The 15,352-nt window shown below is 42.5% G+C and carries 15 protein-coding genes; 10 read left to right on the top strand and 5 right to left on the bottom strand.

Annotated elements, in window-relative coordinates; genetic code table 11:
* Window positions 1–214: 214 nt before the first annotated feature.
* From HMPREF9448_RS02935 to queF, 4 genes are all read left to right on the top strand, one after another.
* The gene (locus tag HMPREF9448_RS02935) at window positions 215–1,495 is read left to right on the top strand and encodes a hemolysin family protein (protein ID WP_008861100.1); all 1,281 of its coding nucleotides are present in this window, start codon (window positions 215–217) and stop codon (window positions 1,493–1,495) included.
* Between the two features lie 11 nt (window positions 1,496–1,506).
* Window positions 1,507–2,133 carry a chloramphenicol acetyltransferase gene (locus tag HMPREF9448_RS02940; RefSeq protein ID WP_008861101.1) on the top strand — a complete coding sequence of 209 codons (627 nt, stop codon included), beginning with the start codon at window positions 1,507–1,509 and terminating at the stop codon, window positions 2,131–2,133.
* 217 nt (window positions 2,134–2,350) lie between these two features.
* Entirely contained in the window at window positions 2,351–3,034 is a 684-nt protein-coding gene (locus tag HMPREF9448_RS02945; RefSeq protein ID WP_008861102.1) for a queuosine precursor transporter, read from the top strand.
* Window positions 3,035–3,049: 15 nt separating this feature from the next.
* Window positions 3,050–3,505, top strand: coding sequence for a preQ(1) synthase (gene queF / locus HMPREF9448_RS02950; protein ID WP_008861103.1), 456 nt, complete (start codon window positions 3,050–3,052; stop codon window positions 3,503–3,505).
* 6 nt (window positions 3,506–3,511) lie between these two features.
* Here the strand turns inward: queF and HMPREF9448_RS02955 are convergent, their stop codons facing one another.
* Genes HMPREF9448_RS02955 through aroC form a run of 3 tightly spaced genes read right to left on the bottom strand, consistent with a single transcriptional unit; the run spans window position 3,512 to window position 6,886 of the window.
* Entirely contained in the window at window positions 3,512–4,444 is a 933-nt protein-coding gene (locus tag HMPREF9448_RS02955) for a TIGR01212 family radical SAM protein (RefSeq protein WP_008861104.1), read from the bottom strand.
* Window positions 4,444–5,802, bottom strand: a complete 1,359-nt coding sequence (locus HMPREF9448_RS02960) for a dipeptidase (protein ID WP_008861105.1) — start codon at window positions 5,800–5,802, stop codon at window positions 4,444–4,446. Before HMPREF9448_RS02960 ends, HMPREF9448_RS02955 begins: the two co-directional genes overlap by 1 nt.
* 10 nt (window positions 5,803–5,812) lie before the next feature.
* Complete coding sequence (gene aroC, locus HMPREF9448_RS02965) at window positions 5,813–6,886, bottom strand: chorismate synthase (protein ID WP_008861106.1); 1,074 nt, start codon at window positions 6,884–6,886, stop codon at window positions 5,813–5,815.
* Between the two features lie 342 nt (window positions 6,887–7,228).
* Between aroC and HMPREF9448_RS02970 the strand changes: the two genes are divergently transcribed.
* Window positions 7,229–7,942: an OmpA family protein gene (locus HMPREF9448_RS02970; protein ID WP_008861107.1), complete on the top strand. Its 714-nt coding sequence runs from the start codon at window positions 7,229–7,231 to the stop codon at window positions 7,940–7,942.
* Window positions 7,943–8,100: 158 nt separating this feature from the next.
* Window positions 8,101–8,646 carry a DJ-1 family glyoxalase III gene (locus tag HMPREF9448_RS02975; protein ID WP_008861108.1) on the top strand — a complete coding sequence of 182 codons (546 nt, stop codon included), beginning with the start codon at window positions 8,101–8,103 and terminating at the stop codon, window positions 8,644–8,646.
* Between the two features lie 80 nt (window positions 8,647–8,726).
* Here the strand turns inward: HMPREF9448_RS02975 and alaS are convergent, their stop codons facing one another.
* Window positions 8,727–11,345: an alanine--tRNA ligase gene (gene alaS / locus HMPREF9448_RS02980; RefSeq protein WP_008861109.1), complete on the bottom strand. Its 2,619-nt coding sequence runs from the start codon at window positions 11,343–11,345 to the stop codon at window positions 8,727–8,729.
* Window positions 11,346–11,557: 212 nt separating this feature from the next.
* Between alaS and HMPREF9448_RS02985 the strand changes: the two genes are divergently transcribed.
* Window positions 11,558–12,529, top strand: a complete 972-nt coding sequence (locus tag HMPREF9448_RS02985) for a M23 family metallopeptidase (protein WP_008861111.1) — start codon at window positions 11,558–11,560, stop codon at window positions 12,527–12,529.
* A gap of 11 nt (window positions 12,530–12,540) precedes the next feature.
* Window positions 12,541–12,879, top strand: a complete 339-nt coding sequence (locus tag HMPREF9448_RS02990; protein ID WP_008861112.1) for a MerR family transcriptional regulator — start codon at window positions 12,541–12,543, stop codon at window positions 12,877–12,879.
* 32 nt (window positions 12,880–12,911) lie between these two features.
* Here the strand turns inward: HMPREF9448_RS02990 and HMPREF9448_RS02995 are convergent, their stop codons facing one another.
* Complete coding sequence (locus tag HMPREF9448_RS02995) at window positions 12,912–13,310, bottom strand: VanZ family protein (RefSeq protein ID WP_008861113.1); 399 nt, start codon at window positions 13,308–13,310, stop codon at window positions 12,912–12,914.
* Window positions 13,311–13,657: 347 nt separating this feature from the next.
* Between HMPREF9448_RS02995 and HMPREF9448_RS03000 the strand changes: the two genes are divergently transcribed.
* Together HMPREF9448_RS03000 and HMPREF9448_RS03005 are read left to right on the top strand one after the other, a co-directional pair.
* Entirely contained in the window at window positions 13,658–15,001 is a 1,344-nt protein-coding gene (locus HMPREF9448_RS03000) for a sodium-dependent transporter (protein ID WP_008861114.1), read from the top strand.
* Entirely contained in the window at window positions 15,001–15,291 is a 291-nt protein-coding gene (locus tag HMPREF9448_RS03005) for a hypothetical protein (protein ID WP_008861115.1), read from the top strand. The genes HMPREF9448_RS03000 and HMPREF9448_RS03005 overlap by 1 nt, the downstream gene beginning before the upstream one ends.
* Window positions 15,292–15,352: the final 61 nt, after the last annotated feature.

Genomic DNA, 15,352 nt, shown 5'->3' on the forward strand with positions numbered 1-15,352 from the left:
TTTACTTTTCAGCAACTTATATTATTTTATTCTTATAGGAGTGTTCCATTCACCGGTTTAAGACAACCGGTAAAACCATTTACTCGATCGTTACATCTTAACGAATCTGAAAATAAACTACCCAAATAAAATTAAAAAAAGACTCTTATATAAACAAATTTGTAACATTCCGATTTATTTTCGTATATTCGCCCTTGTAAATCTCTATTCTCACATGGAAATTATAATTATAGTACTTCTTATTTTATGTAACGGAGTACTTTCTATGTCTGAAATTGCACTGGTTTCAGCACGAAAAGTCAAATTAGAAAATAGTGCGAAAAAAGGTAGCAAAGCGGCATTATCAGCCTTAAAACTATCACAAGACCCCGACCGATTTCTTTCAACCGTACAGATAGGTATTACCCTCATTGGAATTTTAACGGGTCTTTACTCTGGCGAAGCCTTAGCCCAAAGCCTTGCAAAACTATTAGCTAAAAGTTCTTTATTAGCTCCTTATGCAGTAGGTTTGGCACAAGCCATCATTGTTATTATAGTTACATATTTAACCCTTATCATCGGCGAATTGGTTCCCAAACGTATCGGTATGATAGCCTCGGAACGAGTAGCAAAGATCGTATCGAGACCTATGTCGTGGTTATCGTATATTGCATCGCCTTTCGTGTGGATACTCACCAAAAGTACAGCCGGGGTATGCCGTTTCTTAGGGCTTTCATCTCAAAAAGAAGGAATCACCGAAGACGAAATAAAAGCTATCGTTCGAGAAGGTACAGAGGGTGGGTGTGTACAGGAGGTAGAACAAGAGATTGTAGAACGAGTTTTTAACTTGGGAGATCGCAATATATCCTCTATCATGACCCACCGGAGCGACTTAATTTGTCTCGATGTGCAAGATAACAACACTACACTGAAATCAAAGATTACCAGTGATCTTCATGCCGTATATCCGCTATGCGAAGACAGCCTCGATAACATTATCGGAATAGTTTCTTTAAAAGATTTATTCGGAAAGATCGATGATAAAAATTTCGATATCAGAGCCGTCGCCTCAACCCCTTATTTCCTGCCGGAAAATATGAGTGTATATACTGCGATGGAAAGGCTCCGCAATGAAAACCAACGCTATGGATTAGTAACCGACGAATTTGGGAGTATTGAAGGAATTGTGACGATAAGCGATATTTTGGGAGCTTTGGTCGGTTCTGTATCATCGGGGCCTTCGGCAGATATTATTATCCGGGAAGATGGCTCTTGTCTCATCGACGGACAATGCTCTTTCTATGATTTTCTAGACCACTACGACATGACGGATCGTTATCAAGAATACAATTACAATACTCTAAGCGGGCTTATTCTCGAATTATTACAACACATTCCAACCGAAGGAGAAAAGATAGAATGGCTATGCTTCACTTTCGAAATCGTCGACATGGACGGAGCCCGCATCGATAAAGTTCTGGTTCAAAAAAATGAAACGGATAACATAACCTTGTAACATCGATCTCAATGACAAAGACCAAACTGAATATCGAATCTTGGAACCGGAAGGAACACTTCCGGTTCTTTTCTGCTTTTGACGATCCCTTTTTCGGAATAACTACAAACGTAGATTTTACTACTATATATCTCGAAGCCAAACATGATTCTCAATCTTTTTTCCTTTACTCGCTCCATCATATATTGACAAAAGCCAACGAAACAGACGAATTCAAATTAAGAATCGAGGAAGGGAATTCTGTCGTTAAATACGATACCATACACGTATCTCCGACAATAGGAAGAGAAGACGGAACATTCGGTTTCGCTTTTTTCGAATATATCCCCGATCGCAACGATTTCATTCAACAAGCAATTCAAGAGATAACAAGAGTAAAAAACAGTACAGGGTTATCCTTTTCGAAAAATACAGGAAGAGAAGACGTTATCAGATACTCTTCTATTCCGTGGTTCTCCTTCTCCGAAATGAAACACGCTGTTTCTTTCAAGAACGGAGACTCGGTTCCTCGCATATCGACAGGAAAACTCATCGACACAAATGGGAAAATGCTTCTTCCCATATCGATCTGTGCCCATCACGGACTCATGGACGGGAAACATGTAGCCCAATTCTTAAATAAATTATCCGAACCATAAAAAATTTCTGCTCCCCATAAGTCTTCCAATCCTGTCTTGTTATGACATAGATATACTATCTGTACCAATGGTAGAGACAAACGAAACGAGGTATATCCCCGATGAATTTGTTTTTACCTTCGTTTGTATTATCTTTGCACCCCTAAAAGATTTAGTATAAAACAGGAGAGGATAAATATCCTCCGTGTGCTTGAACACCACGTAAAAAACAAGAATTATGAATCGTTCTTTTTCCCTGCCCTTTTTAATCATGGGCGTCGTCTTTTGTGTCTGCCTCATCTGCTCGAATTTACTCGAAGTAAAGATGATTTCGTTAGGAGGTATTACTGCGACCGCAGGTCTCATCGTTTTCCCCATCTCTTACATTATCAACGATTGTATCGCAGAGGTTTGGGGGTATCGAAAAGCCCGACTCATTATTTGGCTCGGATTCCTGATGAACTTAATGGCTATCATCTTTATACAGATAGCGATTATATTACCATCGGCTCTATTTTGGGACGGACAGAAATCGTTCGAAACCGTATTTTCATCAACACCCCGCATCTTATTAGCAAGTTTCATAGCTTTCCTCGTAGGCTCCTTTTTGAACGCCTATGTCATGAGTAAAATGAAAATATCGAGCAAGGGTAAACACTTTTCATTACGAGCCATTACATCGACCGTAGTGGGCGAAAGTGCCGATTCGCTCTTGTTTTTTCCTATCGCATTCGGTGGAGTAGTCCCTGTAAACGAACTATTGATTCTCATTGTAACACAAGCCTGCCTTAAAACGGCCTATGAAATCGTCATATTGCCGGTAACGATAAGAGTCGTACGATTCGTAAAAAAGATAGACGGCAGCGATGTCTACGACCAGAAAGTTTCATACAACATATTCAAGATAAAAGAACTACAATAATCAACACGACTTATTATGAAATCAGAGACATCACAACTGACCCTGCTGGGACATAAGACCGTGTATAAACAGGATTATGCACCCGAGGTCTTGGAAACATTTATAAACAAACACCCGGAAAACGATTACTGGGTACGATTCAACTGCCCGGAGTTTACCAGTCTGTGCCCGATTACCGGACAACCCGATTTCGCTACCATACAAATCGACTATATTCCCGGAGAACATATGGTAGAAAGCAAGAGTCTGAAACTTTATTTATTCAGTTTCCGTAACCACGGAGCTTTTCATGAAGATTGCGTGAACATCATCATGAAAGACCTCGTTAAGCTCATGAATCCCAAATACATCGAAGTAACAGGTTTCTTCACGCCCCGCGGCGGTATCAGCATATATCCGTATTGTAATTACGGACAACCGGGTACAGAATACGAGCAAATGGCGAAACAGAGATTACAAAACCACCGTTAAACCGGCTCAGACTTCGGTGAACAACTTTCCTTGCCAAGTATCGCGTTCTTTCATTCGCTTCAACAAACGAGCCGTAAACTCATAGTTCTTTATCCCCCAATTCGGAGCGATAAGCAGTTCGGCCGGGGACTGAGAGACAAAACGTTCGATAGCGATGTGCGGAGACAATCGCTCGGCAAAATCGATTGCCAGATCGATATACTCATCGACATCGTACAAATGAAAATCATTCGGATTGCTTTTATATTCGGCAGCCATACGGGTATGGAGAATAAGCTGTAACTGATGCAACTTAATCGTGTCGAGCGGCAACCGGGACATCTTATCGGCATGAGATAAAATCATCTCCCGATTCTCTCCCGGCAATCCCAATATCATGTGAGCCCCCACTGCAATACCCATTTCAGCCGTACGACAAATAGCATCGACCGAAGCGGCAAAATCATGTCCCCGGTTAACCCTACGCAAAGTTTCGTCGCAAGTACTCTCCACGCCATACTCCACCAATACGAATGTATGTCGGGACAAATCCGCAAAATACTCCAACAGTCCGTCGGGCATACAATCGGGGCGAGTACCGACAATAATCCCCACGACACCGGGGTGAGACAACGCCTCCTCATACTTCTGCTTCAAAACAGCAAGCTCTCCATACGTATTCGTATAAGCCTGAAAATAGGCCAAATAGTGCATTTCAGGATATTTACGGGCAAAAAAAGCTATCCCCTCTTCCAACTGGGAGGTGATACTCTTCCCCGTGTGGCAATAATCAGGACTGAACGTCTGATTGTTGCAATAAGTACAACCACCGACCCCAATACTCCCGTCCCGATTAGGGCAAGTAAACCCTGCATGTAACGATATTTTTTGGACTTTGCAATCGAAATGGAGATTCAAAAAATCGGAAAAATCCCGATACCGTTTTTCTCCCGTCACCATCAATGCCCAAATTGATTATAAAATTCGACTACCGCAATAATTCCTTTTTCGTACATTTCGATCAGGAAATTTTCATTCGGCGAATGCGTGGCATCCGATTCTAATCCGAATCCCATTAAGACCGATTTCACACCCAAAACTTTTTCAAAAGTTGCTATAATAGGGATACTTCCTCCACGACGTACTGCCAATGGACGTTTTCCGAACGCCAGCTCATACCCCTTTTCCGCAGCCCGATAAGCCGGCAAATCGATAGGACATACATAGCTTTCACCCCCATGCATCGGGCTCACTTTCACCTTTACGCTACGAGGAGCGACAGAGTATATGTAATCGATAAACATCTTGGATATCTCCTCATGATTCTGATGGGGAACCAACCGGCAAGAAACTTTGGCATAGGCTTTTGACGGCAATACAGTTTTTGCACCTTCGCCCGTGTACCCGCCCCAAATACCGCAAATATCGAACGTAGGACGAATGGCGGTACGCTCCAAAGGTGAATAACCAACCTCTCCCGAAAGAGCTTCCACATCGATCGCCGCTTTATATTTTTCTTCATCATAAGGCACGGCTCCCAACATGGCTCGTTCTTGCGCCGAAACAGTTTCTACTTTGTCGTAAAAATGCGGTAAGGTTATATGACCATTTTCATCTACGACACCGGCCAGCATTTTGCAAAGTTCGTTAATGGGATTAGCTACCGTTCCCCCGAAAATTCCCGAATGCAAATCCCGATTAGGACCAGTGACCTCTATCTCCCAATAGGCCAATCCTCGCAATCCGGTCGTGATAGACGGAGTATCCAAACCGACCATACTCGTGTCTGAGACCAGTATCACATCGCATTTCAACAAATCGAGGTGTTCCTTACAAAAAGCCTCTACTCCGGGGGAACCGATTTCCTCGCCACCCTCTATCAAAAATTTCACATTACAGCGTAACAAACCCTCTTTGACCGCAATTTCAAAGGCTTTCAACTGGATAAACCCTTGCCCTTTGTCATCGTCGGCCCCCCGAGCCCACAATTTCCCGTCTTTTACTACCGGCTCGAAAGGCTCGGTATGCCACAGTTCAAGCGGTTCGACAGGCATCACATCATAATGAGCATATACCAGTACCGTAGGGAAACTCCTATCAACTATCTTTTCGGCGAAAACCACAGGCGAGGCCGAGGTAGGCATCACTTCGGCTCTATCGGCTCCGGCTTCCAAAAGCAAATCCCTCCATCGTTCGGCACAAAGCTGCATATCCTTTCTATGTTCAGGCAACGCACTGATAGAAGGAATACGAAGCAACGAAAATAACTCGTTGAAAAAACGCTCTCTATGACTGTCTATATACTTTTTTGTATCCATATTTTTTAATTTATAATTTATGACTTTGTGCCAACAAATAATAATCGAGAATAACCATTGCTGCCATAGCTTCCACCACAGGTACGGCACGGGGCAATACGCAAGGGTCATGACGTCCTTTTGCCCTCAACACGGTCGGGTTTCCTTGCGAATCGACTGTCTCTATATCTTTCAATAAAGTAGCGACCGGCTTGAACGCGACTCTGAAATAAATATCTTCTCCATTGGAAATTCCACCTTGAATCCCACCCGAATGATTGGTTCTCGCTACGATTTTGCCCTGTTGAGTTTCGAATACATCATTCATTTGAGAACCTCTGTATCTCACCCCTCCAAAACCCATACCATATTCAAAGCCTTTTACAGCGTTTATGCTCAACATCGCACTACCCAATGCGGCATGCAGCTTGTCGAACACAGGCTCGCCCAACCCTGCCGGAACATGTCGAACGACACAGGTAACAACACCTCCCACTGTATCGCCTTCTGACTTTACTTTTCCGATATATTCCTCCATTCGTTTTGCCATATCCGCATCGGGACAACGTACCGGATTTTTTTCTATCTCGTCGAAGTCATATCGATTATAATCGCCGGACAAAGACAATTCCCCCACCTGCGAAGTATACGCCCAGACTTCTATGCCCAGCCGAGTTAAAACAAGTTTTGCAAGAGCTCCGGCGACACAGCGAGCTATCGTCTCGCGAGCCGAAGAACGACCACCTCCCCGATGATCCCGTACCCCGTATTTCTGGGTGTATGTATAATCGGCATGCGAAGGGCGGAACACCTCCCGCAAATTATCATAATCCGATGAGTGTTGATTCTCATTATACACAAGAAAACCGATAGGCGTACCGGTTGTCTTCCCTTCGAAAATCCCGGAGAGGAATTCTACCCGATCGTTTTCTTTACGAGAGGTGACAATCGACGATTGCCCGGGACGACGCCTGTTTAACTCTCGCTGTATATACTCCATATCCACAGGAATACCGGCAGGCATACCGTCTACCACCCCACCGATCGCCCTACCATGAGACTCTCCGAATGAAGTAAGTGTAAAGAGATTTCCGAACGTGTTCATCTCGATTATTGTATTAGTTAATTAAACAAAGATAGTACAAACTAAAAGCAAAAACAATACTCGCATGAATTATACCGGTCATTCTATAACTTATAATACAAATATTTATCTTCCATATAGAACCTTAATCCTATTGTTACAAATATAGATAAGAGAACTAAAAAGCGAACGACTCCATTTTTCGACGATGGTACATTTTCCATAACATCGAACATAATAATCTCAAATACTGTTATTTATTTTCAAAGGAGCCATATACTCCTTTCCTCAAAAAAATAATATAAACAAATATCATATCGATTTTTTCTTTATTTTTGTAAATCAATTTCTAAAACTAAAAAAATGAAGAGCATTAAAATTATGTCTTGTATATTGGCTGCCGGCATGCTATTTACAAGCTGTAACATGTCAAATACCGGAAAAGGAGCCCTTATCGGGGGAGGTAGCGGGGCCGCTGTCGGCGCCGGATTAGGTGCGATTTTCGGAAAAGGCAAAGGAGCTGCTATCGGTGCTGCCGTGGGTGCTGCCGTAGGAACAACGGCAGGAGCCCTTATCGGAAAGAAAATGGACAAAGCGGCCGAACAAGCCAAACAGGTAGAAGGTGCACAAGTCGAGCAAGTTACCGACAACAATGGATTACAAGCTGTAAAAGTGACATTCGACTCGGGAATCCTTTTCTCGACAAGCAGTTCAAACCTCAGTTCATCGGCTAAATCGTCTTTAAGTAAATTCGCTAACGACGTACTGAACCAAAATCGTGATATGGACGTCACTATCTACGGATATACAGATAATCAGGGCTGGAAAAACTCGACAGCAGAACAAAGTTACCAGAAAAATCTGAACTTATCTCAGGAGCGAGCTCAAAGTGTAGCAAGCTATCTGCTGGCATGCGGAGTTTCCACGAACCAGATCAAATCTGTGCAAGGTATGGGCGAAGCCAATCCCATAGCCGACAACTCCACGGCAGCAGGCCGACAAGAAAATCGTCGTGTAGAAATCTATTTGTATGCAAGCCAACAAATGATTCAACAAGCCGAAGCCGGAACCCTTTAAGGAATAACGCCATCATAAATCCACTGACAGGTATATTCTGTCAGTGGATTTATAAAATATGGGTCCAACAACTATTTATGTCATTCGATTGTATATACGATATAAAATCAGAATGAGTTTCTCCAAACATTAATTTGACACTAAAAAAGATCCGAATAATGAAAACCGTTTATTTATTTCTCGCAACAGGATTTGAAGAAATAGAAGCTCTCACGATCGTAGATATGTTACGCCGAGCCGAAATCGATATTACAACTGTTTCCATATCGCGAAATCTTCAAGTTGAAGGAGCTCATGGAATAACTGTTACAGCCGATTGTACATGGGTGGAACTATCGACCGAAGATGCAGACTGGTTAATTTTACCCGGAGGAATGCCGGGAACAAAACACTTGGGAGAATGCAAACCGTTGGTTTCTTTATTGCAACGCCAAGCCGCTGCCAACAAGAACATCGCTGCCATTTGTGCCGCTCCGTCGGTTCTGGGCCAGGCAGGATTGCTTAACGGATATAAAGCTACCTGTTATCCCGGATTTGAGCAATTCCTCACTGGCGCAACTGTAACAGGCGACAACGTGACTGTCGACCGAAACATTACCACAGGAAAAGGTCCGGGAGCTGCCATATCGTTCGCCACAGCCATCATCACCCAAATTGCCGGGGAAGAAAAAGCCCGTGAGGTCACGAGCGGCATGTTATTGTAAATCTTCAAAACCATACAGATAAAAAATAGCCCCGGCAATGCCGGGGCTATTTTTGTCATATTACAAATTCAACTATCGAATTATCCCACAATAGACGAAACCATCTTATCCAACGCTTCGGTCAATTTGTCGGCATTCTTTCCGCCGGCTTGTGCGAAATAGGGTTGCCCGCCTCCGCCACCTTGTATCAACTTAGCAGCATCCCGAACAATCGCAGAAGCATTCTTCCCATCAGCAACCAAGTCATCGCTCAGCATAACAGTCAATAGAGGTTTATCTTTATCCCGGGTCGCGGTGACAAAAGCCAATCCTTTGGAGACTTCGCCTCGAAGTAAAAAGGCGATTCCCTTAACCATATCGGACGGCATCGGACCGATGAAACGAATAAGTTTCACGCCGTCTATACTCTCGGCCGATTTAACCATACGATCTTTCAAGACAATCATTTTCTCCTTAACATATTCCTCGGCCTGTTTCCTCAATTCGGCATTTTCATCGATGGCTTTATGAATCGCTTGTAACAAATTGGGAGCATTATTAAACAAGATTCCTATCTCTTTCAACGAATCTTGCAAGGCGTTCATCGTTTCCTCCACCCGAGCTCCTGTTATAGCCTCGATACGACGGATTCCCGCAGCAATCGAACTCTCAGTTATAATTTTTATCATACCGATATTTCCGGTATTGGATACATGAGTACCACCGCACAACTCGACAGAAGATCCAAAACGAATCACCCGGACTTCTTCTCCATACTTTTCACCAAACAGAGCCATCGCTCCCATAGCCTTAGCCTCGGCAATGGGAACATTACGATGTTCATCTAACGGGATAGCTTCACGCACTTTTCGATTGGCTATCATCTCGACTTTTCTCAACTCTTCGTCTGTGACTTTTTGAAAATGAGAAAAATCAAAACGCAACGACTGCGGAGAGACATAAGAACCTTTTTGTTCTACATGAGTTCCTAAAACTTCACGCAGAGCTTCGTGCAAAAGATGAGTCGCCGTGTGATTACATGCAGTCGCCCGACGTGCCTCTTTATCGATAACGGCATGGAATGTAGCGGTCACATCTTCGGGTAATCGCTCGGCTATATGAATACTCAAATTATTTTCCCGCTTGGTCTGTAATATCTCCACGATATCATTTCCAGAAATCAACTTTCCTGTATCGCCTACCTGACCACCCATTTCGGCATAGAAAGGGGTTCTGTCCAAAACAATCTGATAAAACTCGCGAGCTTTTTGTTTTACCTTACGATAGCGTAATATTTCGGCGTCGCACTCAGTCATATCGTATCCCACGAATTCGGGCTCACCCTCTTTCAATACAACCCAGTCGCCCGTTTCTACGGCAGCCGCATTACGAGCCCGTTCCTTTTGTTGTTGCATTTGGGCGTTGAACTCGTCGATATCCACTCCTAACCCTTTTTCTTTCAATATCAACTCGGTCAAATCAAGAGGGAAACCATAAGTGTCGTACAACACGAAAGCATCCCGCCCGCTAATCTCGCTCTTACCGGCAGCCTTTGTATCGGCAGTTACTTTATCGAGCAACTTAATACCGGTTTCGAGAGTACGCAAGAAAGCATCTTCCTCCTCTTTAATTACTTTTCCGATAAGGACCTTTTGAGCCTTCAATTCAGGATAGGCATCTCCCATCGTTTCAATAAGAATGTCCAATAATTTATAAAGGAAAGCCTGCTTCTGACCCAAGAATGTATACCCGTAACGTACAGCCCGACGTAAAATACGACGAATTACATAACCGGCTTTCGCATTCGATGGCAACTGCCCGTCGGTAATAGAAAATGCAATCGTACGTATGTGGTCTGCAATGACACGCATAGCAATATCGACCTTAGGATCGTCGCCATATTTCTTACCGCAAAGACGCCCGATTTCCCCGATAATTGGTTGGAATACATCGGTGTCATAATTAGACGTCTTTCCTTGCAACGCCATACAAAGCCGTTCGAATCCCATACCGGTATCGATTACCCGAGCAGGAAGAGGTTCGAGCGAACCATCGGCTTTACGGTTATATTGCATAAACACAAGGTTCCATATCTCTATCACTTGCGGGTGACTCTGGTTAACCAATTTCAATCCGTCGACTTCGGCTCTCTCGGCATCACTCCGCAAATCGATGTGAATCTCAGAACAGGGTCCACAAGGTCCCGTATCTCCCATTTCCCAAAAATTATCATGTCGATTTCCGTTAATTATATGATCTTTGGGCAAATGCGCTTCCCAATACGAGGCTGCCTCGTTATCTCTCTCCAAACCTTCGGACGCATATCCTTCGAATACGGTAGCGTATAATCGGGCCGGATCTATTTTCAATACGTCGACCAAATATTCCCAAGACCAATCGATCGCTTCTTTCTTAAAATAGTCCCCGAACGACCAGTTACCGAGCATCTCGAACATGGTGTGATGATAGGTATCCAGTCCCACCTCTTCCAAATCGTTGTGCTTACCGCTCACTCTCAAACATTTTTGTGAATCCGCGACCCGCTTATATTTTGCCGGAACATTTCCCAAGATAATATCTTTAAACTGGTTCATTCCCGCATTGGTAAACATCAACGTAGGGTCATCTTTAATCACCATCGGAGCCGAAGGCACGATCTGATGGCCTCGTTCTCTGAAAAAATCCTTAAAAGATTCACGAATCTCTTTTGCTGTCAGCATAACAATTTAATTATATTAAGTTCCACGGCTTTCTTTTTCGTTATCGAAATAGAAATCGCCAATACGGTATATTAATATTACCAAAAACAATTTGCAAAAATAGCCCAAATTATTATTTTTGTACCCATGTGCAGATAAAAAAATGCTTAGAAACATATTTTTTTACGGTCTATAAAAGCTTTTGCCAATAAGAATGAGCCGACAAATAATCAATGAGTAAAAAAATATTCTACATATACAATCCTAAAACACTGACATACGAACGGGTATATCCTTCACTTCGCCAGCGCATCATCGTTGTTTTACGCCATTTGTTCGTCGGTAGCATACTAAGTATAGGGGTCATCGTCGCATTTTATTTTTGGTTCGGTTCGCCCAAAGAAGAGCTTCTGAAAATGGAAAACGAGCAAATGCAGACACAATATAAAGTGCTTTCCAAACGAGTCGACGCTGCGCTGGAAGTTCTGAATGATTTACAACAACGAGACGACAACATGTATCGGGTCATTCTGCAAGCCGAGCCTGTAAACGACGAAATCAGAAATAACGGAATATACAACCCCAGCCGGTACGAGAATCTGTTGCAAATGAGCGATGCGGAACTGGTTGTTTCCACCAGTCAAAAAGTAGACAACCTCGCAAGGCAAGTATATGTACAATGTAATTCCATGAACGAACTCGTCAAACTGGCACAAGGCCAAGAGGAGCGCATAAAACACATTCCGGCCATACAACCCGTTTCTAACAAAGATTTGAAACGAACAGCATCGGGGTATGGTTATCGAATAGATCCGATCTACAAGACCACAAAATTCCATCAGGGAATGGACTTTTCTGCCAATGTGGGAACCCCTGTTTACGTAACCGGAAACGGCCGTGTCGTTGAAACCGGCTGGCAACAAGGATTTGGAAACACGGTAGTCATCGATCACGGATATGATTATAAAACCCGATATGCTCACCTCAGTAAAATACTAGTCCGTAAAGGACAAGAAGTCATACGAGGTGAAGAAATAGCCGAAGTAGGCAATACGGGGAAATCCACAGGGCCGCATTTACATTACGAAGTTCTATACAAAGGGAAAGCACAGAATCCTATCAATTACTATTTCTTCGACCTTTCACCCGAAGATTACGACCGCATGACTCAACTTGCCGAAAATCAAGGGCGTGTAATGGATTAAAAACAAATCGCATGAAAGAACCTGTAACAAATAAACAAAAACTATATTACACGATCGGTGAGGTATCGGACATGTTCAATGTAAACCAATCCTTACTCCGATATTGGGAAACAGAGTTTAAAACAATCAATCCTAAACGATCCCCCAAAGGGACTCGTTATTATTCCCAAAAAGATATCGAAGAAATAAAGCTCATTCACTATTTGCTGAAAGAAAGAAAGTTGAAAATAGAAGGAGCGAAACAAGTGTTGAAACACAAAAGAGAAAGTACCGTTCGGTCCCAACAAGTAGTGGAACGACTGAAATCACTGCGTTCCGAACTAATTGCCATTATGGAAGAACTGGAATAGCTTGGCTGTTAAGAAGGAAGATATTGACGATTTCAAGAAAGTTTCTTACACTTCCTAAACAAATAAGGTACACTATTCACACCGAGAATAAGCCCCAGAATCGCCCCGCAACTATTGGCGAGAAAATCATACCAGTCCGCACTTCGACCCATAGACATAGCACCCTGCAACAACTCCATCAAGCCACCCCACACAATAGCCCCGCACACGAGCAAAATCAACTTGGGAGCGGTAAACTTCGATACCCGATATATATCGAAACAGCCTATCCAAACAAGCCCCAAATACATACAACCGTGTACCAGCTTATCGGCTCCTTCGAATAAATAAAACTCCTGACTATGTACCGGATTCTTAGCCAGAGACAAATATGTAATTACAACCAATACTATAATCGTAGGGACAAACGCCAAAAATCTAAAAGGCCTCATATCTATTCACGTAATCTTTACAACAAACAAAAAGGTACAATTATCTCCTTTTTACAGAAATACTTGCTTTTGCAATCCTTTGACAAAGATAAAGTAAGCTAAGAATAAAAACAAATCACCCGATTTCTGCCAAGGATCAATCTACCTGTATCTCCTGTCACAAAGGCCTCATTTTCATTTACGACAAAACCAAATCCATTTGCATTTGGTTATATAATCTATCATTCATTTTTCACAAAAAGGATTACACTTTCATAGAAAAAGGGTTCTATTCCCTTTTTATTACGCTATTATATGGACAAATAAATTAAAATTTTATACTTTTGTAATTATATCTTGAACTAAAAATGGGAGAACGGACAAAATTCGCGACCAAGTTAGGAGTAATAGCCACCACGGTAGGATCGGCGGTAGGATTAGGAAATATTTGGAGATTCCCTTATGAAGCCGGAATGAACGGAGGGGGAGCATTCTTAATGATTTACATTCTATGTGTTCTTATATTAGGTGTTCCGGTTATGTGTGCCGAATTCATTATCGGAAGGAAATCCAAATCCGACACGGTAGACGCATTCAAAAAATTAATCCCCGGCAGTCGATGGTACTACATCGGATATATCGGAATATTGGCCTCGATTCTTATTTTAGGATATTATATGGTCATATCGGGTTGGACGCTCGAATATCTTTTTCAAGCAGCCTGTAACAATCTGACCGGAAAAACGGCAGCAGAATTCAAAGCTGAACAAAACGCATTTATCCAGAACGATTTTCGGCCGTTACTATGGATATACATTTTTCTCTTTATCAACTATATCATCATATCCAAGGGTGTACAGAAAGGAATCGAAAAAATGTCCAACATATTGATGCCTATACTGTTCATTATTCTCATCGTTTTTTGCATACGATCGTTAACACTACCCGAAGCCAACGAAGGGCTGAAATTTTTCCTACACCCCGATTTTTCGAAAATCACACCCCAAGTCATCGTACGGGCAATGGGGCAAGCATTCTTCTCTTTAAGTTTAGGTATGGGTATCCTCATCACCTATTCCTCCTACTTCAATAATAAAACTCATCTGATAAAAACAGCCGGCACGGTAGCGATACTCGACACAACCGTTGCTATTTTGGCCGGAGTAATTATATTCCCGGCTGTTTTCTCTTATGGTGTGGATCCTGTCGCCGGTCCCGATCTTGTATTTGTCACCCTCCCCAATGTATTCAATCAAATGCCGGTATCTGCGTTATGGTCTGCATTGTTTTTCTTACTCCTCACTGTGGCAGCTCTTACTTCCACCGTTTCTCTTTTCGAAGTTGCAGTTGCATTTTTTATCAACCACATGCATCTGTCAAGGAAAAAGGCAACCCGGACAATGATGATCATTGTTGCCATATTAAGCACTATCTGCTCTCTTTCTATCGGTTCATGGAGCCATATACGCATTTTTGGGAAAACCATATTCGATGCCTGCGATTACTTCTCAGCTATCATCTTGTTGCCGATAGGCGGACTGTTGATAAGTATTTTCATCGGGTGGATACTGAAACGAAATATCTCCCGGGAGGAATTGACTAACCGAAATAAATTGCACGAGCCACTATTCAACGCAATCTTTTTCTGTATCAAATACATAGCTCCAATCATCATCATTTTAATCTTTTTATCAGGATTTGGTATTATCTGATGGCACTTAAAAACGATTCTTTTTTCTCATTATCGAAAAGCGAACGCAGAGCGACTCTGTTATTGATTATCATTCTGTTAATCCTCACAGGAGCTCGCATTGCGCAATACTACTATCATTCACGAGAAAAGGTTGAAGTTACAATGGAATACGAATCATTTCAATCCGAACTGGAAGAATTCAATCGTTCTTTGAACCATCAAAACGAAAAAGCAAAAAATGCCGAACGGCAATCATCTAAAAGTTCCCGTCCTCCTAAAAGTTTAAAACCAGTTCCCCGGGAAGAATAGTGCCAAAGAAGTTTTTTTAAATCCATACCTTACTATTCAACAAAAAGAATTATCTTCGCTT

Origin of the sequence: Barnesiella intestinihominis YIT 11860 (genome assembly GCF_000296465.1) — a bacterium.
Taxonomy (GTDB): Bacteria; Bacteroidota; Bacteroidia; order Bacteroidales; family Barnesiellaceae; genus Barnesiella; species Barnesiella intestinihominis.

Coding starts and splice junctions, on each gene's coding strand:
- HMPREF9448_RS02940 (WP_008861101.1), top strand. CDS start 1,507: ATGACAAAGACCAAACTGAATATCGAATCTTGGAACCGGAAGGAACAC.
- HMPREF9448_RS02945 (WP_008861102.1), top strand. CDS start 2,351: ATGAATCGTTCTTTTTCCCTGCCCTTTTTAATCATGGGCGTCGTCTTT.
- aroC (WP_008861106.1), bottom strand. CDS start 6,886: ATGAACACGTTCGGAAATCTCTTTACACTTACTTCATTCGGAGAGTCT.
- queF (WP_008861103.1), top strand. CDS start 3,050: ATGAAATCAGAGACATCACAACTGACCCTGCTGGGACATAAGACCGTG.
- HMPREF9448_RS02995 (WP_008861113.1), bottom strand. CDS start 13,310: ATGAGGCCTTTTAGATTTTTGGCGTTTGTCCCTACGATTATAGTATTG.
- HMPREF9448_RS02990 (WP_008861112.1), top strand. CDS start 12,541: ATGAAAGAACCTGTAACAAATAAACAAAAACTATATTACACGATCGGT.
- HMPREF9448_RS03005 (WP_008861115.1), top strand. CDS start 15,001: ATGGCACTTAAAAACGATTCTTTTTTCTCATTATCGAAAAGCGAACGC.
- HMPREF9448_RS02955 (WP_008861104.1), bottom strand. CDS start 4,444: ATGGTGACGGGAGAAAAACGGTATCGGGATTTTTCCGATTTTTTGAAT.
- HMPREF9448_RS02975 (WP_008861108.1), top strand. CDS start 8,101: ATGAAAACCGTTTATTTATTTCTCGCAACAGGATTTGAAGAAATAGAA.
- HMPREF9448_RS02935 (WP_008861100.1), top strand. CDS start 215: ATGGAAATTATAATTATAGTACTTCTTATTTTATGTAACGGAGTACTT.
- HMPREF9448_RS02985 (WP_008861111.1), top strand. CDS start 11,558: ATGAGTAAAAAAATATTCTACATATACAATCCTAAAACACTGACATAC.
- HMPREF9448_RS03000 (WP_008861114.1), top strand. CDS start 13,658: ATGGGAGAACGGACAAAATTCGCGACCAAGTTAGGAGTAATAGCCACC.
- alaS (WP_008861109.1), bottom strand. CDS start 11,345: ATGCTGACAGCAAAAGAGATTCGTGAATCTTTTAAGGATTTTTTCAGA.
- HMPREF9448_RS02960 (WP_008861105.1), bottom strand. CDS start 5,802: ATGGATACAAAAAAGTATATAGACAGTCATAGAGAGCGTTTTTTCAAC.
- HMPREF9448_RS02970 (WP_008861107.1), top strand. CDS start 7,229: ATGAAGAGCATTAAAATTATGTCTTGTATATTGGCTGCCGGCATGCTA.